We start from the raw sequence: 20,121 nt of genomic DNA on the forward strand, positions 1-20,121 counted from the left end.
GTTGGGGGGGGGGGGGGGGGAGGGGAGGGGAGGCGGGGAGGCGGGGAGGGGTTAGGCGAGGGGGCCTAGGTCGGCTTCGATGGTTTCGAGCAGGACGCGGCCCGAGATCGTCGCGCGGGCGGCGTCGAGTACCGGGGCGAGGAACACGTCCGGCCCGGGAGTGCCGGCGAAGGCGGTGACGGCGGCCAGTGCGGCCCGGCCGGCGGGCGACGGGGTCAACGGCGTACGCAATTGCAATCCCCGGCAGGCGGCCAGCAGTTCGACGGCCAGCAGCGACGTGAGGTTGTCGAGCACGGTACGCAGCTTCTTCGCGGCGGCCCAGCCCATCGAGACGTGGTCTTCCTGCATTCCGCTGGTGGGGATGGAGTCGACCGAGGCCGGGGCGGCGAGGCGACGGTTGTCGGCGACGATGCCGGCCGCGGTGTACTGCGCGATCATCAGGCCCGAGTTGACGCCCGGGTCCGGGGTGAGGAACGCGGGCAGTTCGCGGGACCGCGTCACGTCGAGCAGCCGGTCGACCCGGCGCTCGGAGATCGAGCCGACCTCGGCGGCCGCGATGGCGAGGAAGTCGGCGGCGAAGCCGAGCGGTGCGCCGTGGAAGTTGCCGGTGGACTCGACCCGGCCGTCCGGCAGGACGACGGGGTTGTCGGCCACGCTGATCAGCTCCCGGGCGGCCACCGTACGCGCGAACTCCAAGGTGTCGCGGGCGGCTCCGGCGACCTGCGGCGCACAGCGCATCGAGTACGCGTCCTGCACCGCGTGGACCAGGTCGTCGCGGTGCGAGTCCATGATCTCGGAGCCCTGGAGGAGCCGGTGGATGTTGGCGGCGCTGATCCCCTGGCCGGGATGCGGCCGGATCTCGTGGATCGAGGGGTGGAAGGGCCGGTCGGTGCCGAGCATCGCCTCGATGGACAGGGCGGCCGTCACGTCGGCCATGGTGAGCAGGTGCCCGAGGTCGTCGCAGGCCATCAGCAGCATGCCCAGCATGCCGTCGGTGCCGTTGATGAGGGCCAGGCCCTCCTTCGAGGACAGTTCGATCGGGGCGAGCCCGGCGGCGTGGAGCGCGTCGGCTCCGGTGATCCGCGTACCGTCCTTGCCGAGCACCCAGCCCTCGCCGAGCAGCACGAGCGCGCAGTGCGCCAGCGGGGCAAGGTCGCCGGAGGCGCCCAGCGACCCGTGTTCGGGCACCCACGGGGTGATGTCGTGGTTCAGGAGGTTCACCAGCGCGTCGGCCACCAGTGGGCGTACGCCGGACCGGCCGAGCGCCAGCGACCGCACCCGCAGCAGCATCATCGCGCGGACGACCTCTCGCGGCATGGGCGCACCGATGCCGGCCGCGTGCGAGCGGATGAGGGCGTGCTGAAGTTCAGCCCGGCGTTCGGGGGCGATGAAGGTGTTGGCGAGCGCGCCGAAGCCCGTCGAGACGCCGTAGACCGGGCGGCCGTCGCGCTCGATGTCGTCCACGATGGACCGGCTGGCCGCCATCGCCTCCACGGCGGCCGGGCTGACCACGACCTGGGCGGTGCCCCGGGCGACGGCCAGAACGCCGGCGGCGCTGACGCCGTCCGGTTCGACAGTGACGATCATCGAACCCACACTCCTTTGTGCAGTACTTCTTTTACGAGGGGCACACCCGGCCGGTAGGCCAGGTGCACGGAACTCGGCGCGTCGAGCACCATGAGGTCGGCGTACGCGCCGATGCCGAGGTGGCCGACGTCCGATCGGCGCAGCGCACGGGCTCCGCCCGCGGTCGCCGCCCAGATCGCCTCGGCCGGGGTCATCCGCATGTCGCGGACGGCCAGGGCGATGCAGAACGGCATGGACGAGGTGTAGGAGGAACCCGGGTTGCAGTCGGTCGCCAGGGCCACCGTGGCCCCGGCGTCCAGCAGTCGCCGCGCGTCCGGGTAGGGCGATCGGGTGCTGAACTCTGCGCCCGGCAGCAGCGTGGCGACCGTCTGGGAGTCGGCCAGGGCCGCCACGTCACCCGCCGAGAGATGGGTGCAGTGGTCGGCGCTGGCCGCGCCCAGTTCGACCGCCAGGCGTACGCCGTCGCCCTCGGTGAGCTGGTTGGCATGGATGCGCGGCAGCAGTCCCTCGGCCATGCCGGCGGCGAGCACCGTCCGGGCCTCGTCGACGTCGAACGCGCCCCGTTCGCAGAAGACGTCCACCCACTTCGCGTGGGGCGCGCAGGCGCGCAGCATCGGGCCGGTGACCAGTTCCACGTAGGAGTCGCGCGGCACGTCCGGCGGGACGACGTGCGCGCCCAGGAACGTCGTCTCGGTGGTGAACTCCGAGGCCAGCCGCAGCGACCGGGCTTCGTCGGGCACGTTGAGCCCGTACCCGCTCTTGATCTCGACCGTGGTGGTGCCCTGCCGCCGCATCTCGTCGACCAGGCGCGCGACGTTGGATCGCAGGTCCGCGTCGGACGCGGCTCGGGTGGCGGCCATCGTCGTGCGGATGCCGCCGCCGGTGTAGGGCTCGCCCGCCATCCGCGCGGCGAACTCGGCCGCCCGGTCGCCGGCGAAGACCAGGTGCGCATGGCTGTCCACGAAGCCCGGCAGCACGGCCGCGCCCTGCGCGTCGAAGATCTCGTCGGCGGCGTGCGGGCTGGTGGCCGGGCCGATCCACTCGACGCGGTCGGTCACGATCATCGCGGCGTCGGTCCGGGTGCCCTCGTCGGAGTGCGTGGTCAGCTCGCCGATGTTGGTGATCAGAAGAGAGCGCACACGGCCTCCTGAAGTTCCCGGGCCACGTCGATCGAGACGTGCCGGCCGTCGGCCACGATCACGCGACCGTCGGCGACGACGTGGGTGATGTCGGCCGCGCCGGCCGCCATGAGCACCCCGGCCGGATCGATCCCGGCCGTACGCACGGTGGCGAGGCTGATCGTGACCAGGTCGGCTCGTGCGCCGACGGCCAGCCGCCCGGCGGACGGCCAGCCCAGCGAGGCGTGCCCGGTCGTGGTCGCCGCGCTGAGCAGCTCCTCCTGGGTGAAGTGGCCGCGTGCCTGGGCGGAGAGGCGTTCGTGCAACTCGACGGCGCGGGTCTCTTCCAGCAGGTCGATGACGGCGTGCGAGTCGCTGCCCAGGGTCAGGCGCACGCCGGAGTCGGCCAGGGCTCGGGCGGGGCCGATGCCGTCGCCCAGATCCCGTTCGGTCGTCGGGCAGAAGCAGGCGAACGTGTCGGCCATCAGGTCGATGTCGCCCCTGGTCAGGTGGGTCGCGTGCACGGAGGTGAAGGTCTCCTCCAGCACGCCGTGGCGGTCGAGCAGCTCGGTCGGCGTACAGCCGTAGGCGGCCCGGCAGGCGGCCCCCTCGTCCACCTGCTCGGCGACGTGCGCGTGCACCGGCAGGCCGCTGGTCAGCTCGGTGAACTCGGACATCACCGTGGCGGGCACCGCGCGTACCGAGTGCAGGGCCGCGCCGACCATCGAGTGCGGCTGGGCGGCCAGCGCGTCGAACCGGTCCCACCAGGCGTCGAGCGAGCCGTCGCCGAAGCGCAGCTGCGGCCCGGCGAGCGGCTTGCCGTCTACAGAGGACTGGAGGTACAACGTGTCCAGCAAGGTGATCCGGACGCCCGCGTCGGCGGCTGCGGCGACAAGCGCCTCACCCATGGCGTTCGGGTCCGCGTAAGGCGTCCCGCCCGGCTGGTGGTGCAGGTAGTGGAACTCGCCCACGCAGGTCACGCCCGCGAGCGCCATCTCCGCGTACACGGCGCGCGCCAGCCGGTGGTAGCTGTCCGGGTCCAGCCGGTCCGCGACCTGATACATCTGCTCGCGCCACGTCCAGAAACTGCCTTTGCCCATGTGGGTACGCCCACGCAGCGCCCGATGAAACGCATGTGAATGGGCATTGGCGAACCCGGGTATCGTCAGGCCCGCCAATTTGGGGACATGGTCCTCCGTCCACCCGGTCGGCTCGGCGCGGACGATCTTGCCGTTCTCGATCGCGATCAGGACGTCGGCCTGAATCCCGTCGGGCAGCCAGGCGTACTCGCAGAGGTAGTGACTCATCGGCATGACAGCTCCTCCAGCACATCCGCGAGCGCGCGTACGCCCGCCGCGCAGTCGGCGTCGGCGGCGAATTCGGCGGGGGAGTGGGAGACGCCGGTGGGATTGCGGACGAACAGCATCGCCGTCGGCAGGTACGCGCTGAGCACCCCGGCGTCGTGCCCGGCGCCCGTCGGCAACACCGGCGCGTCCTGCAGGAGAGCCCCGATCCGGTCGCGCAACGCGACGTCGAACTGCGTTTCGCCGCTGACCGATTCGGCGGTCAGGCTCACTCGCGTACCATCGCGGGCTGCTCGTTCGGACGCTCGGGACGAGACCGCCGCGACGAGATCGTCCACGGCGGACGTCGTGGCCGCCCGCGCGTCGAGCCAGGCGCTGACGCGGGCCGGGATCGCGTTGGTGGCGTTGGGTTCGACGGCGACCCGGCCGATCGTGGCGTGACAGCCGCGCAGCCGGGCCTCCTTGTTCGCCGCGAGCACGGTGTACGCGAACGTCAGCATCGGGTCGTGCCGGTCGGCCATGAGGGTGGTGCCGGCGTGGTTGGCCTCGCCCGTGAAGTCCAGCCGCCAGCGCCCGTGCGGCCAGATGGCGCTGGCGACGCCGACGGCGCGCTCGGAATCCACAAGGGAGCGTCCCTGTTCGACGTGCAGTTCGACGAAGCAGCCGAATCGGGCCAGCAGATCGGGCCGGTGGCCCTTGGGCGTCGCGCCCATCGCCTCGGCGAGCGTCACCCCGTCGCGGTCCCGCAGCGCGGCCGCGGCCTCGGCGTCCACCGCGCCGGTGAGGAGCCGGGAACCCAGGCAGGCCAGGCCGAACCGGGAGCCCTCCTCCTCGGCGAAGACACCGATCGCGATGGGCTTGACCGGGGTGACCCCGCGCGCCCGCAGTTCGTCGACCGCGAGCAGCGCGCTGACCACCCCCAGCGGCCCGTCGTACGCCCCACCGTGCGGCACGGAGTCGAAGTGACTCCCGGTCAAGACGGCGTCGTCACCGGCGCCCCACCAGGCGAAGAGGTTTCCGTTGCCGTCCTCCTCGAGGATCAGATCACGCTGGGCGGCCTGATCCTTGAACCAGTCCCGGAGGTGCTGCTCCGGCTGGGTGAACGCGTACCGGAGGTAGCCCAGGGTCTCGGGGTCGCGCCCGATCGGCGCGATCTCGTCCCAGAGGTCCCGGAAACCCATCACTGCTCCCGCATCGGGCTGTGCTCATGATCCCGATGCGAACGCATCGGGATGTGAACGCCGCGCTCCTCGGCAACGGTCTCGGCCAAGTCGTAGCCGGCGTCGACGTGCCGGATGACGCCCATCCCCGGGTCGTTGGACAGGACCCGCTCGATCTTCTGCCCCGCCAGCGCGGTGCCGTCGGCGACGCAGACCTGCCCGGCGTGGATGGACCGGCCGATGCCGACGCCCCCGCCGTGGTGGATGCTCACCCAGGACGCGCCGCTGGCCGTATTGACCAGCGCGTTCAGCAGCGGCCAGTCGGCGATCGCGTCCGAGCCGTCCAACATGGACTCGGTCTCCCGGTAGGGCGAGGCGACGCTGCCGCAGTCCAGGTGGTCGCGGCCGATCACGACGGGCGCCTTGAGGGTGCCGTCGGCGACCATCTCGTTGAACCGGACGCCGGCCTGATCTCGTTCGCCGTAGCCGAGCCAGCAGATCCGGGCGGGCAGTCCCTGGAACGCGACTCGTTCCCCGGCCATGGTGATCCAGCGGCGCAGCGAGTCGTTCTCCGGGAACAGATCCAGCACCGCCCGGTCGGTCGCGGCGATGTCGGCCGGGTCGCCGGACAGCGCCGCCCAGCGGAACGGGCCCTTGCCCTCGCAGAACAGCGGCCGGATGTACGCCGGCACGAACCCGGGAAAGGCGAAGGCGTTCTTGAACCCGCCCAGCTGTGCCTCACCGCGGATGGAGTTGCCGTAGTCGAACACCTCGGCACCGGCGTCCTGGAAACCGACCATCGCCTCGACGTGCTTGGCCATGCTCTGGCGGGCCCGGTCGGTGAACTCCTCCGGCTTCTTGGCCGCGTAGTCCGGCCCGTCGGCGAGGTCGATCCCCTCCGGCAGGTACGCCAGTGGGTCGTGCGCGCTGGTCTGGTCGGTCACGATGTCGATCTCGACGCCCCGGCGCAGCAGCTCGGGGAAGACGGTGGCGGCGTTGCCGACGACGCCGACGCTGAGCGCCCGCTTCTCCCGCTTGGCCTTCGTGACCCGCTCGATCGCGTCGTCCAGATCGTCGGCGACCTCGTCGAGGTAGCGGGTCTCCACTCTCCGTCGGAGGCGATGGGGGTCGACGTCGACGATCAGGCAAGCGCCGCCGTTCATCGTCACGGCGAGCGGCTGCGCGCCGCCCATACCGCCGCACCCGGCGGTCAGCGTCAACGTGCCGCTGAGGCTGCCGTTGAACCGTTTCTCCGCGACGGCGGCGAACGTCTCGTAGGTGCCCTGGAGGATGCCCTGGGTGCCGATGTAGATCCACGAACCGGCGGTCATCTGGCCGTACATGGTCAGGCCGAGCTTCTCCAGCCGGCGGAACTCCGGCCAGGTCGCCCAGTCGCCGACGAGGTTCGAGTTGGCCAGCAGTACGCGCGGCGCCCACTCGTGCGTACGGAACACGCCGACGGGACGGCCCGACTGGACGAGCATCGTCTCGTCGTCCTTGAGCGTGTCGAGCGTACGCACCAAGGCGTGGAAGCTCGGCCAGTCTCGCGCGGCCTTGCCGGTGCCGCCATAGACGACCAGGTCAGCTGGGTTCTCCGCGACCTCGGGGTCGAGGTTGTTCATCAGCATCCGCTTGGCGGCCTCCTGGCCCCACCCCAACGCGGTCCGCTGCGCCCCCCGCGCCGCCCGGACAGTCGGCACGTTCTGCGTCGTCACTGCCTCACTCCTCCCTCTCCCCGTTCCCTCTCCCACTGCCCTCCCCGTTGATCATGGAGTTATCTGTGGTCTCGACGGCGTGTCGAGGGGGTGAACTCCATGATCAACGGGCCTCATTCCACGAAGACGCCGCGCCGGGCGGCGGTGGTCTCGAACTCCTCCAGCCGTCGCTGGGTCTGCGCCGGGTCGGCGTCGGTCATCGCCTGCAACACCACCATCGTCAACACCATCGGGGCCGTGTGCAGGTCGAACACCAGATCCGAGCCGACTGCGGCCGGCAACGTGAGGTCGGCGACCTCGCCGACCGGGCTCAGTTTCGAGTCGGTGATCACGACGGTGGTCAGCCCGAGGTCGCGCGCGAATCGCAGCGCTTCCACCGATTCCCGGGGATACCTCGGCAGCACCACCGCGAGGAGCGCGGTCGCGCCCGCCTCCTTGGCCTGCTCCAGCCGGTCGGCGAGCAGGCTGCCGCCCTCGGTGAGCGCCCGGACGTCGGGGTGGATCTTGGCGGCGAAGTACCCGAAGTAGCTCGCGATCGGAGCGGCGGCTCGCAGGCCGAGAACCGGGAGCGGGCGGGAGCCCGTCAGCACCTGCGCCGCCTGGGTGATGGGCGACGGGTCCAGCAACTGGTCGGCCAGCCGGGTCAGGTTCGCGATCTCACCGCGTACGGCGAGCTGGAGGTCGTTGGCGGCCGGTTCGACGGCGTCGGCGGAGTCCGCGGTCAGCTCCCGCAGCCGGCGTCGCAGCGCCGGGTAGCCGTCGTAGCCGAGCGCCATCGCGAACCGCGTCACCGACGGCTGGCTCACCTGGGCCAGCTCGGCCACCTCGGAGGCGGTCAGGTGCGCCGCGTGCGCGCCCTGGTCGACGAGGGACCGGGCGATGCGGCGCTGGGTCGGCGTCAGGCGTACGCCGTGCACGAGATCCGCAACATTCACGGCCGGACTGTATGCATATTTTCATTCAGCCCGCAAGCATGGCTGCGGGTTTTGCGAAATTTGCTCCGCTTTGGTGGCCGGGTCCCTAGTCTTCGGTCATGGCGAAATTCGAGATCTTCAAGGACGTACGCGGCGAATACCGCTGGCGGTTGCGCTCGGCCAACGGCCAGATCTTCGCGATCGGCGGCGAGGGGTTCAAACAGAAGTCGGGCGCGGAGAACGGCATCGCGGCGGTCAAGCGGGACGCCGTGGCGGCCGAGGTCATGGATCTCAGTGACAGCCCGCTGACCACTGCCGTCAGCTCGAAGATGGAGCCGGGGATGGCGAAGAAGAAGCTCCCGCCGTCCCTGTAGTCTCCCCGGCGTGGCAGACCTCAGCATGGCGGGCACCTTGGGCGAGCGGATGGGCATCCAGCTTCTCGAGGCGTCCCCGCAGCGGATCGTGGCGACCATGCCGGTCGACGGCAACACCCAGCCCTTCGGGCTGCTGCACGGCGGGGCGTCGTGCGTACTGGCCGAGACGCTGGGGTCGATCGGAGCCACCTTGCACGCGCACGAGGTCGGCCAGGCGTACGCGGTCGGCGTCGACATCAACGCCACGCACCACAAGGCGGCGCGGGACGGGACCGTGACCGGGGTCGCGACGCCGCTGCGGCTGGGCAGGAACGTCGCGACCTACGAGATCGTCATCAGCGACGAGTCTGGCGACCGCGTCTGCACCGCCCGGCTGACCTGCATGCTCCGCGACCGCTGATCGGTCGCGGCCGAGAAAGCCGGGACGCTAGGAAACGCCGGCCGCGCTGATCGCGTGGGCCTTGCCGAGGTTCCCGCTCACGACGGTGAAGACGAACGTCGGTCCGGCGCCGGCCGGCAACTGCTCGATGCGGACGGTCGAACCGCTGACCGACGTCGTGTAGCCGCTCGGCACGGTCTTGCCCTTGAGCGCGCTGGTCACCGAGGACGATCCCAGCCGGGCCATGCGCTGCTGGTTGCCGTTCTGCCAGGCGGACAGGAACGCGCCCACGTACGCGCCCGCGTCCGACGGGTACGTCGTGCGCGACAGCAACGCCTGGGTCGCCGCGGTCGGATGCCCGAGCTGGGTGTTCACGAGGGAGACCAGGACCTCGTCGCCGTGGGCGTTGCGGAAGACGCACTCACTCGTCTCGCCGCTGGCCGTGCAGTCGATGTAGGTCCAGTCCGCGTTCGGATAGCCGTTGTCCTTGATCTGCTGCACCGTCGCCTGGTTGGCCAGCAGGTCCAGGCGGCTGCTGTTCTTGTTGCCCCACGCCGACAGCAGCGCTTGTGCGTACCCCTTGGCTGTGGTGGGGATGGTGAACGTCGAACCGCCGGTCTTCGACGAGCCTGGGGTGGGGGTGGTGGTCGTCGCGCCGGAGGGTGACTCGGTCGCGGACGGCGAGTCCGACGGGCCGACCGTGGTCGTGACCGACGGGGCCTGGCTGGACGGCGTGCCGCCGGAGCAACCGGCGAGGGCGAGTGCGGCGAGCACGGCGGCGAGGCGGAGGGGGAGGCCCGTCATGGCGGTCAGGATAAGAGCCAGGTCGACGTTGTTGATCGATCCGTCCGAAACCTGTCAGACCCGTACGCGATGATGGCCGGGTGAAGGTGGTCGACGTCGACGCCGCCCGCTGGGCCGACCTCGCGACACTGTTCGGCGCGAACGGCGCTTACTCGGGCTGTTGGTGCATGTGGTGGCGGCTGTCGGGCAAGGAGTTCAGCGCGAACGGCAATGCCGGAAATCGTGCGGCGCTGACCGCGCTGGCCGAGGCGAACGAACCGCTGGGCCTGCTCGCCTACGCCGGCGGTGAGCCGGTGGGCTGGGCGAGCCTGGCGCCCCGGCGCGAGTTCCCGCGCCTGCTGCGCTCGCCGGTGCTCAAGCTGGAGGAGCCGGCCGACGACTCGGTCTGGTCGGTGCCCTGCTTCTTCATCGCCCGGAATCGCCGTGGGACCGGAGTCGCCGGCGCGCTCCTGCAGGCCGCCGTCGCACACGCGCGGAAGCATGGGGCGGGATCCCTGGAGGGCTACCCGACGCAGGTCGACGGGCGCGCCCCCAACGCCGAACTGTTCACGGGGACGCCGTCGTTGTTCGAGAAGGCCGGCTTCACCGTCCACAAGCGACCGGTGACCGGCCGTCGCCTGGTGGTCCGCCGCGTGCTCTAGTCCACCGCCTGCCAGTAGGCCATGGCGGCCGGCCCGATCGCCGAGCGCATCTGCTGCCGGATCTTCGGCGGCAGCCCTTCGAGCTGGTCGGCGAGCAGTTTGGTGAGCGCGTCGTGGAACTCGCTCGCGGCTTGGCGGCCGGCCGGGGTGAGGTCGACCTTGACGACACGCCGGTCGCAGCTGTCCGGCGTACGCCGCACGTAGCCGCGCCGCTCGACCCGGTCGACCAGGCCGGTCAGGGTGGACTTCTCGATGTGCAGGTGGTCGGTGAGCCCGGCCATGCCGAGCGGCTCGTCGATCAGGGCGCACATCAGCAGCGCCTGTTGCGCGGTCAGGTCGTGAGCGCGGCTGACGTCGGTGAAGACGTGCTGCACGGCCAACGACAGCCGGATCAGCGCGCCCGCGAAGTCCTCATTATCACCGCTCACGGCGCAAGTCTATCCGCATGTAGTTCGCATCACCAACTATTGGAGTGGTTCGCATTGCCAACTAATCTCGTTCGTACTACAAACAGTTTGTAGTACGAACCAGGAGGTTCCCCATGCGCCAGACCGTGGCCGTCGTCGGCGGTGGATACGGCGGCATCGAGGTCGCGCGGGCGCTCGACGAGGTCGCCGACGTCGTGCTCATCGAGCCCCGCGAAGACTTCCATCACAACGCGGCCGCCCTGCGTGCCGCCGTACGCCCCGACTTCGCCCACCAGACCTTCATTCCCTACGACAAACTGCTGGTGCACGGCCGGATCGAGCGCGACGCCGCTCAGCAGATCGCGCCGGGCCAGGTGACTCTCGCGTCCGGGCGGACGATCGCCGCCGACTACGTCGTGCTCGCCACCGGCGCCCGGCATCCGTTCCCCGGCAAGCCCGCCGAGCTGGACACGGCGCCGGCGATCGCGTCCTACGTGGAGGTGCAGACCCGGATCGCGGCGGCCGACCGGATCGTGCTCGCGGGCGCCGGCCCGATCGGCCTCGAACTGGCCGGCGAGATCAAGGCCGAGTGGCCCGGCAAGGAGGTCATCCTGGTCGACCCCGCGCCGGCCATCCTGCCCGAGCGGTCCGCCGAACTGCGTACCGAGATCGAGCGTCAGCTCGCGGACCTGGGGGTCACTCTCGTCCTCGGGGCGGCGCTGCCCGCGTCGTTCAAGGTCGCGCCCGGCGACGTCGCGCCGTTCACGGTCGAGCTGACCGACGGCCGGTCGCTGTCCGCGGACCTCTGGCTCCGGTGCTACGGAGCCGACCCCGTCTCGGACTATCTCGCCGGTTCGCTCCAGACCGCGCGTCTTTCCAACGGACGGGTACGCGTAGAGGACAGCCTGCGTGTGCATGGTCATGACCGGGTCTACGCCGTCGGCGACATCACCGACATCGAGGAGCCCAAGCAGGCCGTCGCCGCGATGGCCCACGCGGCCGTCGTCGCCGCGAACATCAAGGCCGACCTCGGCCTCGGTGAGCCCACGGTCTACGAGCCGCCGGGCAGCAGCATCCTGATCCCGCTCGGCCCGTCGGGCGGGGCGGGCGAGCACCCCGGCATGGGAGTGCTCGGATCGGAGCCGACTGCGCAGTACAAGGGGGCTGATCTGCTGCTCGGCCACTACGCCCAGGTGTTCAACCGCTGACGCGGGCTCACTTGAACGGCCGACTTGTTGATCTTGGCGAGCTCTGGTCGCCCCGGCGACCTTTGCTCGCCAAGATCAACCAGCGCTAGGCGGCGGGCCGCCCTAGCGTCAGGTACGCGAACCCGAAAGCCCCCCGATACCCGTGCAGCCACCGGCGGCGGTGGTCCTCGGTCCCCGCGCGTACGTTCGCCGCGCCCGGGTGATCCGGATGGCGCAGCAGCCATTCCTCCCCGTCGGCGAGGTAGCGCGACTCGAAGTCGTCGAGTTCGTCGGGCGACGCCGTCTCGGTGAACAGCGGGAGGTAGCCGGTAGCGACCGCCAGGTCGACCAGCCCGGCCAGATCGGGCAGGTCGAAGAAGTCCGCCCAGACGAGTTCGGGCTTCTTCGGGGTGACCGTCGGATCCCACAGCCCGTCGCCGTAGAACAACCGCCCACCGGGGCGTACGTGCTGCATCAGGGTGGTCAGCGCGGCCGCGTTGCCACCGAAGGCGTGGCTGGCGCCGACGCAGATCACCAGGTCGGCCTGCTGCCCGACGGAAACCCCGGGCGTGTTGATGAACGTGACACGCTCGTCCAAGCCGCGCTGCGCCGCCGCCGCGCTGCCCCGGGCGAGCAACTCCTCGTCGGTGTCGACACCCATCCCGACGGCCCGCGGCGTCCGGTCGAGCACCCGCAGCATCAGTTCGCCCCAGCCGCATCCGATGTCGAGCACGTCCGCCGGGCGCGCGTACGCCAGCCGTGCCGCGATGGCGTCCGCGTGCGCCTCCGAGAGTGGGGCGTTGAAGGACATGTACTGGTAGCGGCCAGGCCCGTCAAGATCATTCATCGTCGGCGACGGTAACACGCGCCTAGCTGGGACTGGATCTTTCGTGCGCGGTCGCGAGTCGTCCCGCGAGGACGGCGAGTTCGTCGATCAGCTCCGGCGGTTCGAGCACCGTGAAATCGTGCCCGAGCAGCACGAGGTGCACCGCGATCATCGTGGGGGAGTCCGCCCCCGTCATCAACAGACAACTCGTCGAGTCGACCGCTTCGACGACTCCGGTGCCGGCTGGGACTCGCTCGGCGACCGCGTTCGCCGGGGCATGGACGCGTACGCGGGCCTGGTAGCGGTAGGGAGCCGTGGACACCGCGTCGGCGACGAACGCGGCCGCGTCCGGCGGATCGAGCGGGCGGAACCGGATCCCGGTGGTCTTCGGCTGGTCGATGCGATCGGCCCGGAACGTACGCCACGCGTCCCGGTCCACGTCGCGGGCGACGAGATACCACCGCCGGCCGGTGTGCACGAGCCGATGCGGTTCGACCGTACGCGTCGTGAGGGACCCGTCCCGGTCCCGATAGCCGAAGGTCAACCGGTGCAGAGACTGGCACGCCTCGGCGATCAGCGTCAACGCGCCCGGATCGACCGTGGGCGGCGAGCCGGTCAGCGCGACCGTGGTCGACCGCAGCGCCGCGGCCCGCTGCCGCAGCCGGGCCGGCAGGATGCGCTCGATCTTGGCCAGCGCCCGCGTCGAGGTGTCGGCGATCCCGGTGACGGTGTGGCTGGTCGCCGTGCTCAGGCTGAGCACCACCGCCACCGCCTCGTCGTCCTCCAGCAGCAACGGCGGCAACGTCGACCCGGCCGTCAGGCGATAGCCGCCCGCGACCCCGGGCGTCGCCACCACCGGATAGCCCAGGTCACGCAGCTTGGTCATGTCCCGCCGCAGGGTGCGTACGGTGACGTCGAGGCGCTCGGCCAGCTCCGTTCCGGTCCAGGCCGGACGACTGGGCAGGATCGTCAGCAGGCGCAGCAGACGGGCGGAGGTTTCCAGCACCCGACCAGCGTCGCACACATCGCGGACCGAACCTGTCCGCAATTGGTTCTACCGTGGGCGGCATGACCACCCAGTGGACGAACGAGCTGGTCGAACAACTGGACTGGCATTGGCAGAACCACGTCCGGCCACGCCTGAACGGCCTGACCGATGACGAGTACCTCTGGCAACCGGTCCCCGGCTGCTGGACGCTGCGGCCCGAGCCCACCACCGGCCGGCTCGCGATCGACTGGGCGTACCCCGAGCCCAGTCCGCCACCGGTCACCACGATCGCCTGGCGGACCGCCCACCTCATCGTCGGCATCTTCGGCGCCCGGACGGCGTCCCACTTCGGCGGGCCGCCGACCGACTACGACCACCACCCGTTCGCCGAGACCGCCGCCGACGCCGTCCAGCAACTCGACGACACGTACGCGGCGTGGGCGACCGGCGTACGCGGCCTCGACGAGGCAGGCTTGGCCAAGCCGTGCGGCCCGGCCGAAGGCCCCTACGCGGCACTCCCGATGGCCGCGCTGGTGCTGCACATCAATCGGGAAGCGATCCATCACGCGGCCGAAATCCTTCTGCTGCGCGACCTCTATCGGAATCGAGGCTGACCTCATGGCGTACAACTTCCAAGTAGTAGTGGACAGCGCGGACCCGCACCAGCAGGCGGACTGGTGGGCCGAGACGCTGGGCTGGGAGGTCGAGCCGTCCGACGAGGCCTTCATCCGCAAGATGGTGGCCGAGGGGTACGCGACCGAGAGCGATACGCGCGACTACAACGGCACCCTGGTCTGGGCCGCTGGCCAGGCGATCCGGCACCCGGAGGGCCTGGAGCGCGCACCGCGCGTGCTGTTCCAGACGGTGCCGGAGGCCAAGACCGTGAAGAACCGCCTGCACCTGGACGTACGCGTCGGCGAGCAGAACCACGCGGAGGTCGTGGCGCAGCTGATCGAACGCGGAGCGACGAAACTGTGGGACGGGCGGCAGGGGCCGTCGACGTGGGTGACGATGGCGGACCCGGAGGGCAATGAGTTCTGCGTCGCCTGATCCGCAGTCTTTGCCGCTTGCAGTGATCCAGATCATGCCGCGTCACATCTGGCGGCCCGGTGGTGTCCCGGGGGCATGACTGAAAACCTGGCTTCTAAGAAGGTCGTCGTCATCGGTGGCGGTTACGCTGGGACGCTCGCGGCGAACCGGCTGCGGTCGCGCGACGACACCGACGTCACGCTGGTCAACCCGCGGCCGAAGTTCGTCGAGCGCATCCGGTTGCATCAGCTCGCAGCCGGCACTGGTGACCCCACCATCGACTACGGCACCCTGCTCGGCGACGGCATCCAGCTGGTCGTCGACAGTGCCGAGCACATCGACGCCGCTACCCGCCGGGTACGGCTGGCCTCCGGCGCCGCGCTGGACTACGACTACCTCGTCTACGCGGTCGGGAGCACCGGCGCGACGCCGGCTTCGGTGCCCGGAGCGGCGGAGTACGCGTTCGACGTCGCCGAGTTCGAGCCCGCCCAGCGGCTGCGCGCCGAGCTCGCCAGGCTGTCCCCGGACGCGCCGATCACCGTGGTCGGCGGCGGGCTCACCGGTATCGAGACGGCCGCCGAACTGGCCGAGCAGGGACGCAAGGTCACGCTGGTGTGCGGCCGGACCCTCGCGCCCTATCTGAGCGAGCCGGGACGCCGGTACGTCGCCAGGTGGCTGACCCGGCACGATGTCGCCGTCATCGAAGGCGACACCGTCGCCGGGGTCCGATCCCAGGCGGTCGTGCTCTCCGGCGGCACGGAGCAGCCGAGCGCGCTGACGATCTGGACGGCCGGCTTCGCCGTCCCCGGACTGGCCGCCGCGAGCGGGCTGCGTACCGATGGGCTGGGTCGGCTGCTCACCGACGAGACGCTGACCAGCGTCGACGACGATCGCATCGTCGCGGCCGGGGACTGCGCCGCACCCTCGGGACGGCCGCTGCGGATGAGCGGGTACGCAGCGGGGCCGCTCGGCGCACGGGCCGCCGACACGGTGTTGAGCCGCATCGCGGGGACCGAGCCGGCCGTGATCGACCTGGGGTTCACCGGCGCGTGCGTGAGCCTGGGGCGTCGCGCCGGTATCCGGCAACTGGGCCGCAAGGACGACACCATGGTGGATCTCTATGTCAGTGGTCGCCTCGGCGCGCTGATCAAGGAAGTAACCTGCAGATTCGTGGTGTCGAAGCGGATCCGGCTGGAGGCGCGCAAGCCGGGCACGATGACCTGGCCCAAGACCGGCCCCCGCGCCGTGGAGCCGGTCGCGATCCGATCCGGCGTGGCATCCTCATGAGCGGCGACGAGCACGCTGAACGGTTCGTCCTACTGCGACCGCTGCTGTTCACGATCGTCTACGAGATCCTCGGCTCGGCCACCGAATCCGACGACGTATTGCAGGACAGCTACCTGCGATGGTCCCAAGTGGATCTCGCTACTGTGCGGGACACCAAGTCCTATCTGGCGAAGCTGGTGACCCGGCAGGCGCTCAACGCACTCCGCGCGAACTCCCGCCGCCGGGAGGATTACGTCGGACCGTGGCTCCCCGAGCCGATTCTGATCGACGAGCACGACGCGTCGTCCGACACGGTACTCGCCGAATCGGTGTCGATGGCGATGCTCGTGCTGCTGGAGACGCTGACCCCGGATGAACGGGCAGTGTTCGTGTTGCGGGAGGTGTTCGGCTTCGAGCACCACGACGTCGCCGCGGCGGTGGGCAGGTCGGTCGTGTCGGTGCGGCAGATGGCCCATCGCGCCCGAGAGCACGTCCAGGCGCGGCGTAAGCGGTTCGGGCCGGTCGACACCGCGACGACCGCGAAGATCACCGAGCAGTTCCTGACCGCAGCCGGCACCGGCGACCTGGAAGGCCTGCTCGCGCTGCTGGCCCCGGACGCCGTCTGGACGGCCGACAGCGGCGGCAAGACCACTGCGTCACGCGTACCCGTGGTGGGTGCGGACAAGGTCGCCGCCGCCGTGCTGGCTATCTTCCATCGGCGCAAGCGGCCCTCGGATCTGCGGATCGAGACCGTCAGCTGCAACGGTGCTCCCGCGATCGCCGCGTACGTCGAGGGCCGCCTCGAAGGCGTCTTCCTGCTCGCGGTCGCCGACGGGAAGATCACCGACTTCTTCGCGATCCGCAACCCGGACAAGCTCGTCGCGATGTCCGAGGCGCACCGGATCAGCCGTCGCTGACCCGCAGCGCACTCCCGATCCCTTAGGACGGCAACGATGATCAACGAAACGACCGAAGCCGATACTCAAGTGGTGATCGCCGGTGCCGGGCCGACGGGGCTGATGCTCGCTTTCGAGCTGCGCCTCGCCGGAGTCGAGGTACTCGTGCTCGAGCGCCTCCCCGAAGCCCGAACGGTGGAATCGCGAGCGGGCGGCCTGCATGTCCGGACCATGGAAACGCTCGACCAGCGGGGCATCCTCGAGCCCTTCCTCGAAGGCGGACGTCGGCGGCCGGGCGTACATTTCGCCGGCATTCCCCTCGACCTGTCCGCTGTCGCGACGCGGCACCCGTTCCTTCTGGTGATCACGCAGTCTGAAGTGGAGCGAATCCTCGCGGAGCATGCCGCGCAGAGTGGAGCCCAGATTCGGCGCGGCGCGGAGCTGGCGTCGTTCACCCAGGATGATTCGGGCGTCACGGTGGAGCTCACGGACGGGTCGCGCGTCCGTGCGGACTACCTCGTCGGCTGCGACGGCGGCCGAAGCACCGTACGCCGCGTCGCGCACATCGGCTTCCCGGGAACCCCGGCGACGATGACCGCGATGCTCGGCGACGTCCACCTCGCTGACCCGCCCGCGCACGACATCTTCCAGGAACGGCGTGCGCAGGGCAGCTTCTCGGTACTTTCCTCCGGTTCCGGTTGGCACCGGGTGATCACCAACGAGTTCGACCACGTCGCCGACCGCGGCGAACCGGTGACTTTAGAGGGTCTCCGCGCGGTCATGCGCAAGATCGCCGGTACGGATTACGGGATGCACACGCCGCGTTGGCTTTCCCGGCACGGCGATGCCGCGCGGCAGGCTGACCGTTACCGCGACGGCCGGGTGCTCCTTGCGGGCGACGCGGCGCACATTCACTTCCCGGCCGGCGGCCAAGGCCTGAACACCGGTGTGCAGGACGCGGTCAACCTCGGCTGGAAGCTCGCCGCCGTGGTCCACGGCCAAGCCCCGCACACGCTGCTCGACACCTACCATTCCGAACGCCACCCGGTCGCCGCCCGCGTACTGCAGAACACCCGCGCCCAAACCGCACTCTGGCGGGTGGACGAGCAAACCTCCGCGTTGCGCGCCATGTTCACCGACTTGATGGGCGTCGACGACGTGCGGCAGCGCCTCGCCGGCGAGATCACGGCCACCGACATCAAGTACCCGACAGACGGTGCGCACGACCTCCTCGGTCGGCGGATGCCCGACCTCGACCTCGAGGACGGCCGCGTCTACGGGCTGCTGCACCGCGCCCGTGCGATCCTGCTCGCCCTCGTCGATCTGCCGGGACTTGAGGCGGCCGTCGCCGGCTGGGCCGACCGGGCCGACCTCGTCCGGGCCAGTCCGGTCGAGCGATCAGGCCAGGGCGTTGACGCCGTCCTCCTCCGCCCGGACGGTCATGTCGCCTGGGTGGCACCTGCTGGTGAGCCGCCGGACCTCGGCTTACTCCGAGCCGCCCTCACGAAATGGCTCGGCCCGGCCGGCCCTCGTGATGTCGAAGCCTGACACCGCCTCTTCTGGACCGGAGTGCAACGAGTTCTGCGTCGCCTGAGTCGCGGCGGCTCGCCAGGGAGCTGATGGCGAGCCGCCGCTGGCGGGTCAGTCGATCGGGTTGACCGGCGAGGTCTGCGGGTCGCCGGGGTCGCCGGCCGGGATCAGACCCGTGATCACCTGCACCGCCTCCGCCCGTGCGTACTGGCCGGTCGTGCCGCCTCAGAAGACCAGGCCGTGTCGGGCGATGACGGGGAACGTCGCCTCCAGGTCGATGTCGCAGTGGAACTCGGCGGCCATCTCGGCCAGGTGCTGCGGGTCCGGTGGCCCCGTCAGCGAGCCGAAGGATTTGAACAGATCCTCCAGTCCTCCGGGCGAGATGATCTCCAACACGGTGGCCGGCTCGTCACCCGCGTTCCAGAACGTGTGCCACTGACCGCGCGGCTTGAAGATCAGGTCTCCCGGACCGCCGATCACCTCCTCGCCGTCGAGGACGGCCCCGATGCTCCCGGCGAGCACGAACGAGTATTCGTCCTCGTCGTGGTGCCGGTGCATGGGGGCGGCAAGTGCTTTCGGCTCGAAGAGATGCTGCAGGAGGGTGAAACGGCCCTCGGTCTCCCCGCCGTCGATCATGAATCGGTTCGTCACGTGCCCCACGCTCGGCATGACCTGCCCCTGCTGAGCGCCCAGCACCAGGGTCCGCAGCTGTCCGGTCATCACGTCCTCCGATCACCATCGTGTTGATGTTCCAACCACCCACGCTAGGCACGGCCGGAGCGAACCGATATTCCAGATTTCTGGTATTCGTGGCCCTCCCACCAGGTCTTACAGTCGAAGGATGAGGTCGGGGGCAGAGCGCGGCGTCGACAAGATCGCCAGGCTGGCGCGACAGCCGGTGGACGTCGTACGCCTGTGGCAGGAGTGCACGGCCGTGATCGGTGACTACGTCCCGTACTACCAGGCTCCGTGCTGGTACACCCTTGATCCGGCGTCCCTGCTCATCACCAGTCACTACCACGACGGGCTGCCGGAGTTCCCGAGCGAATGGCTCGCCAGCGAGTATTACGAGGACGGCGCCAACCGGCTTGCCGACGTGGTCCGGTCGGAGTCGGGCATCAGCACGCTCCATGACGTGACGGCCGGCCACCCCTCGGACGATCCCCGCTGGCATCGCAACATGATCCTGGGTGGCGATCAGGAGATCGTGGTACGCCTTCGATCAAGGTCGGGTCAGGTCTGGGGAGCGCTGGCGCTGTACCGGGAACCCGGTCGTGCGCTGTTCGACACCGCCGAGAAGAGCTTCCTGAGTGCGGTGTCGCCGCACCTGGCCGAGGGGGCTCGGCGGGCGTTGCTGGTCGGCGAGGCCGCCGATCCCGAAGGCGTCGACGCACCCGGATTGCTGATCCTCAACGACAAGTGGGAAGTCGAGTCGGCTACCCCGGGTGTCGAGCGGTGGATCAGCGAACTGCCGGACGGCGACTGGTCACACCAGAAGTTGCCCTCCTCGGTGCTCGCCGTCGCCGGTCGCGCGCTCAGGAGCGCCAATCTGCCCGGCGACGCCGGTGAGGTCGCGGTGGCCCGGGTCCTGACGCGGCGCGGCACCTGGGTGGTGCTGCACGGCGCGAGTCTCGTCTCGGGCGTCGAGCGGCGGGTCGCGATCATCGTCGAGGCAGGTCATCCAGCGCGCATCCATCCGCTGCTCATGTCCGCGTACGGGTTGACCGAGCGCGAGCAGGAGGTGACCAGCATGGTCCTGCAAGGCGATGCCACCGCCGACATCGCCGCCGAGCTGCACGTCTCGCCCCACACCGTCCAGCAGCACCTCAAGAGCATCTTCGGCAAGACGGGCGTACGCAGTCGGCGGGATCTCGTCGGCAAGGTCTTCTTCGCCTATTACGAGCCTCGTCTGCGGGACAACGAACGACGTACGCGAGTAGACCTGCCGATGCGCGGCGGACCGGTCGACTCCGGTTCACTCGATCAATCGCCGTGA

Annotated in this window: 21 protein-coding genes; 10 read left to right on the forward strand and 11 right to left on the reverse strand. The window is 70.2% G+C overall.

Annotation, left to right across the window (positions count from 1 at the left end; translation table 11 throughout):
* Positions 1–51: 51 nt before the first annotated feature.
* The 6 genes from hutH to AB0M47_RS22925 all read right to left on the reverse strand — a co-directional run bounded on the left by hutH (position 52) and on the right by AB0M47_RS22925 (position 7,819).
* On the reverse strand, positions 52–1,587 hold the full coding sequence (gene hutH / locus AB0M47_RS22900; RefSeq protein WP_363417144.1) for a histidine ammonia-lyase: 1,536 nt from the start codon (positions 1,585–1,587) through the stop codon (positions 52–54).
* Positions 1,584–2,726: an imidazolonepropionase gene (hutI, locus tag AB0M47_RS22905; protein ID WP_363417147.1), complete on the reverse strand. Its 1,143-nt coding sequence runs from the start codon at positions 2,724–2,726 to the stop codon at positions 1,584–1,586. The genes hutH and hutI overlap by 4 nt, the downstream gene beginning before the upstream one ends.
* Positions 2,711–4,012, reverse strand: a complete 1,302-nt coding sequence (locus AB0M47_RS22910) for a formimidoylglutamate deiminase (RefSeq protein ID WP_363417267.1) — start codon at positions 4,010–4,012, stop codon at positions 2,711–2,713. The genes hutI and AB0M47_RS22910 overlap by 16 nt, the downstream gene beginning before the upstream one ends.
* Complete coding sequence (locus tag AB0M47_RS22915; RefSeq protein ID WP_363417150.1) at positions 4,009–5,190, reverse strand: allantoate amidohydrolase; 1,182 nt, start codon at positions 5,188–5,190, stop codon at positions 4,009–4,011. Before AB0M47_RS22915 ends, AB0M47_RS22910 begins: the two co-directional genes overlap by 4 nt.
* On the reverse strand, positions 5,190–6,884 hold the full coding sequence (gene hutU, locus AB0M47_RS22920; protein WP_363417153.1) for a urocanate hydratase: 1,695 nt from the start codon (positions 6,882–6,884) through the stop codon (positions 5,190–5,192). Before hutU ends, AB0M47_RS22915 begins: the two co-directional genes overlap by 1 nt.
* A 113-nt stretch (positions 6,885–6,997) precedes the next feature.
* Positions 6,998–7,819, reverse strand: a complete 822-nt coding sequence (locus AB0M47_RS22925) for a MurR/RpiR family transcriptional regulator (RefSeq protein ID WP_363417156.1) — start codon at positions 7,817–7,819, stop codon at positions 6,998–7,000.
* A 98-nt stretch (positions 7,820–7,917) separates the two neighbouring features.
* Here AB0M47_RS22925 and AB0M47_RS22930 point away from each other — a divergent pair, with 98 nt between their 5' ends.
* Positions 7,918–8,172, forward strand: coding sequence for a DUF1508 domain-containing protein (locus AB0M47_RS22930; RefSeq protein WP_363417159.1), 255 nt, complete (start codon positions 7,918–7,920; stop codon positions 8,170–8,172).
* A gap of 25 nt (positions 8,173–8,197) precedes the next feature.
* On the forward strand, positions 8,198–8,572 hold the full coding sequence (locus tag AB0M47_RS22935) for a hotdog fold thioesterase (protein WP_363417270.1): 375 nt from the start codon (positions 8,198–8,200) through the stop codon (positions 8,570–8,572).
* Positions 8,573–8,599: 27 nt separating this feature from the next.
* Here AB0M47_RS22935 and AB0M47_RS22940 read toward each other — a convergent pair whose 3' ends face one another.
* Positions 8,600–9,355 (reverse strand): hypothetical protein, encoded by a 756-nt coding sequence (locus tag AB0M47_RS22940; RefSeq protein ID WP_363417162.1) that lies wholly within the window; start codon positions 9,353–9,355, stop codon positions 8,600–8,602.
* Positions 9,356–9,435: 80 nt separating this feature from the next.
* Between AB0M47_RS22940 and AB0M47_RS22945 the strand changes: the two genes are divergently transcribed.
* On the forward strand, positions 9,436–9,996 hold the full coding sequence (locus AB0M47_RS22945) for a GNAT family N-acetyltransferase (protein ID WP_363417165.1): 561 nt from the start codon (positions 9,436–9,438) through the stop codon (positions 9,994–9,996).
* Here AB0M47_RS22945 and AB0M47_RS22950 read toward each other — a convergent pair.
* Positions 9,993–10,424, reverse strand: coding sequence for a MarR family transcriptional regulator (locus AB0M47_RS22950; RefSeq protein WP_363417168.1), 432 nt, complete (start codon positions 10,422–10,424; stop codon positions 9,993–9,995). The two genes, AB0M47_RS22945 and AB0M47_RS22950, sit on opposite strands and share 4 nt — an antisense overlap.
* Before the next feature lie 113 nt (positions 10,425–10,537).
* On the opposite strand from AB0M47_RS22950, the gene AB0M47_RS22955 reads away from it, so the two are divergent.
* A complete protein-coding gene (locus tag AB0M47_RS22955; protein ID WP_363417171.1) occupies positions 10,538–11,611 on the forward strand; it encodes an FAD-dependent oxidoreductase in 1,074 nt (357 codons plus the stop codon).
* Positions 11,612–11,696: 85 nt separating this feature from the next.
* Here the strand turns inward: AB0M47_RS22955 and AB0M47_RS22960 are convergent, their stop codons facing one another.
* Complete coding sequence (locus AB0M47_RS22960) at positions 11,697–12,437, reverse strand: class I SAM-dependent methyltransferase (RefSeq protein WP_363417174.1); 741 nt, start codon at positions 12,435–12,437, stop codon at positions 11,697–11,699.
* Positions 12,438–12,459: 22 nt separating this feature from the next.
* Positions 12,460–13,422 carry a YafY family protein gene (locus AB0M47_RS22965; protein WP_363417177.1) on the reverse strand — a complete coding sequence of 321 codons (963 nt, stop codon included), beginning with the start codon at positions 13,420–13,422 and terminating at the stop codon, positions 12,460–12,462.
* A 62-nt stretch (positions 13,423–13,484) separates the two neighbouring features.
* On the opposite strand from AB0M47_RS22965, the gene AB0M47_RS22970 reads away from it, so the two are divergent.
* The 5 genes from AB0M47_RS22970 (at position 13,485) to AB0M47_RS22990 (ending at position 18,143) form a co-directional block, all read left to right on the forward strand.
* Positions 13,485–14,018: a DinB family protein gene (locus AB0M47_RS22970; protein WP_363417180.1), complete on the forward strand. Its 534-nt coding sequence runs from the start codon at positions 13,485–13,487 to the stop codon at positions 14,016–14,018.
* 4 nt (positions 14,019–14,022) lie between these two features.
* A complete protein-coding gene (locus AB0M47_RS22975) occupies positions 14,023–14,454 on the forward strand; it encodes a VOC family protein (protein WP_363417183.1) in 432 nt (143 codons plus the stop codon).
* Positions 14,455–14,529: 75 nt separating this feature from the next.
* Positions 14,530–15,720 (forward strand): FAD-dependent oxidoreductase, encoded by a 1,191-nt coding sequence (locus AB0M47_RS22980; protein WP_363417186.1) that lies wholly within the window; start codon positions 14,530–14,532, stop codon positions 15,718–15,720.
* Complete coding sequence (gene sigJ / locus AB0M47_RS22985) at positions 15,717–16,616, forward strand: RNA polymerase sigma factor SigJ (protein ID WP_363417189.1); 900 nt, start codon at positions 15,717–15,719, stop codon at positions 16,614–16,616. Before AB0M47_RS22980 ends, sigJ begins: the two co-directional genes overlap by 4 nt.
* Before the next feature lie 36 nt (positions 16,617–16,652).
* Positions 16,653–18,143 (forward strand): FAD-dependent monooxygenase, encoded by a 1,491-nt coding sequence (locus AB0M47_RS22990; protein ID WP_363417191.1) that lies wholly within the window; start codon positions 16,653–16,655, stop codon positions 18,141–18,143.
* 207 nt (positions 18,144–18,350) lie between these two features.
* Here AB0M47_RS22990 and AB0M47_RS22995 read toward each other — a convergent pair whose 3' ends face one another.
* On the reverse strand, positions 18,351–18,845 hold the full coding sequence (locus tag AB0M47_RS22995) for a cupin domain-containing protein (protein ID WP_363417194.1): 495 nt from the start codon (positions 18,843–18,845) through the stop codon (positions 18,351–18,353).
* Positions 18,846–18,966: 121 nt separating this feature from the next.
* On the opposite strand from AB0M47_RS22995, the gene AB0M47_RS23000 reads away from it, so the two are divergent.
* On the forward strand, positions 18,967–20,121 hold the full coding sequence (locus AB0M47_RS23000; protein ID WP_363417197.1) for a helix-turn-helix transcriptional regulator: 1,155 nt from the start codon (positions 18,967–18,969) through the stop codon (positions 20,119–20,121).

The organism is Hamadaea sp. NPDC051192 (assembly GCF_040682475.1).
Lineage (GTDB): Bacteria > Actinomycetota > Actinomycetes > Mycobacteriales > Micromonosporaceae > Hamadaea > Hamadaea flava.

Coding starts and splice junctions, on each gene's coding strand:
- AB0M47_RS23000 (WP_363417197.1), top strand. CDS start 18,967: ATGAGGTCGGGGGCAGAGCGCGGCGTCGACAAGATCGCCAGGCTGGCG.
- AB0M47_RS22910 (WP_363417267.1), bottom strand. CDS start 4,012: ATGAGTCACTACCTCTGCGAGTACGCCTGGCTGCCCGACGGGATTCAG.
- AB0M47_RS22980 (WP_363417186.1), top strand. CDS start 14,530: ATGACTGAAAACCTGGCTTCTAAGAAGGTCGTCGTCATCGGTGGCGGT.
- hutH (WP_363417144.1), bottom strand. CDS start 1,587: ATGATCGTCACTGTCGAACCGGACGGCGTCAGCGCCGCCGGCGTTCTG.
- AB0M47_RS22940 (WP_363417162.1), bottom strand. CDS start 9,355: ATGACGGGCCTCCCCCTCCGCCTCGCCGCCGTGCTCGCCGCACTCGCC.
- AB0M47_RS22930 (WP_363417159.1), top strand. CDS start 7,918: ATGGCGAAATTCGAGATCTTCAAGGACGTACGCGGCGAATACCGCTGG.
- AB0M47_RS22955 (WP_363417171.1), top strand. CDS start 10,538: ATGCGCCAGACCGTGGCCGTCGTCGGCGGTGGATACGGCGGCATCGAG.
- AB0M47_RS22990 (WP_363417191.1), top strand. CDS start 16,653: ATGATCAACGAAACGACCGAAGCCGATACTCAAGTGGTGATCGCCGGT.
- AB0M47_RS22915 (WP_363417150.1), bottom strand. CDS start 5,190: ATGGGTTTCCGGGACCTCTGGGACGAGATCGCGCCGATCGGGCGCGAC.
- sigJ (WP_363417189.1), top strand. CDS start 15,717: ATGAGCGGCGACGAGCACGCTGAACGGTTCGTCCTACTGCGACCGCTG.
- AB0M47_RS22995 (WP_363417194.1), bottom strand. CDS start 18,845: ATGACCGGACAGCTGCGGACCCTGGTGCTGGGCGCTCAGCAGGGGCAG.
- AB0M47_RS22960 (WP_363417174.1), bottom strand. CDS start 12,437: ATGAATGATCTTGACGGGCCTGGCCGCTACCAGTACATGTCCTTCAAC.
- AB0M47_RS22935 (WP_363417270.1), top strand. CDS start 8,198: ATGGCGGGCACCTTGGGCGAGCGGATGGGCATCCAGCTTCTCGAGGCG.
- AB0M47_RS22975 (WP_363417183.1), top strand. CDS start 14,023: ATGGCGTACAACTTCCAAGTAGTAGTGGACAGCGCGGACCCGCACCAG.
- AB0M47_RS22970 (WP_363417180.1), top strand. CDS start 13,485: ATGACCACCCAGTGGACGAACGAGCTGGTCGAACAACTGGACTGGCAT.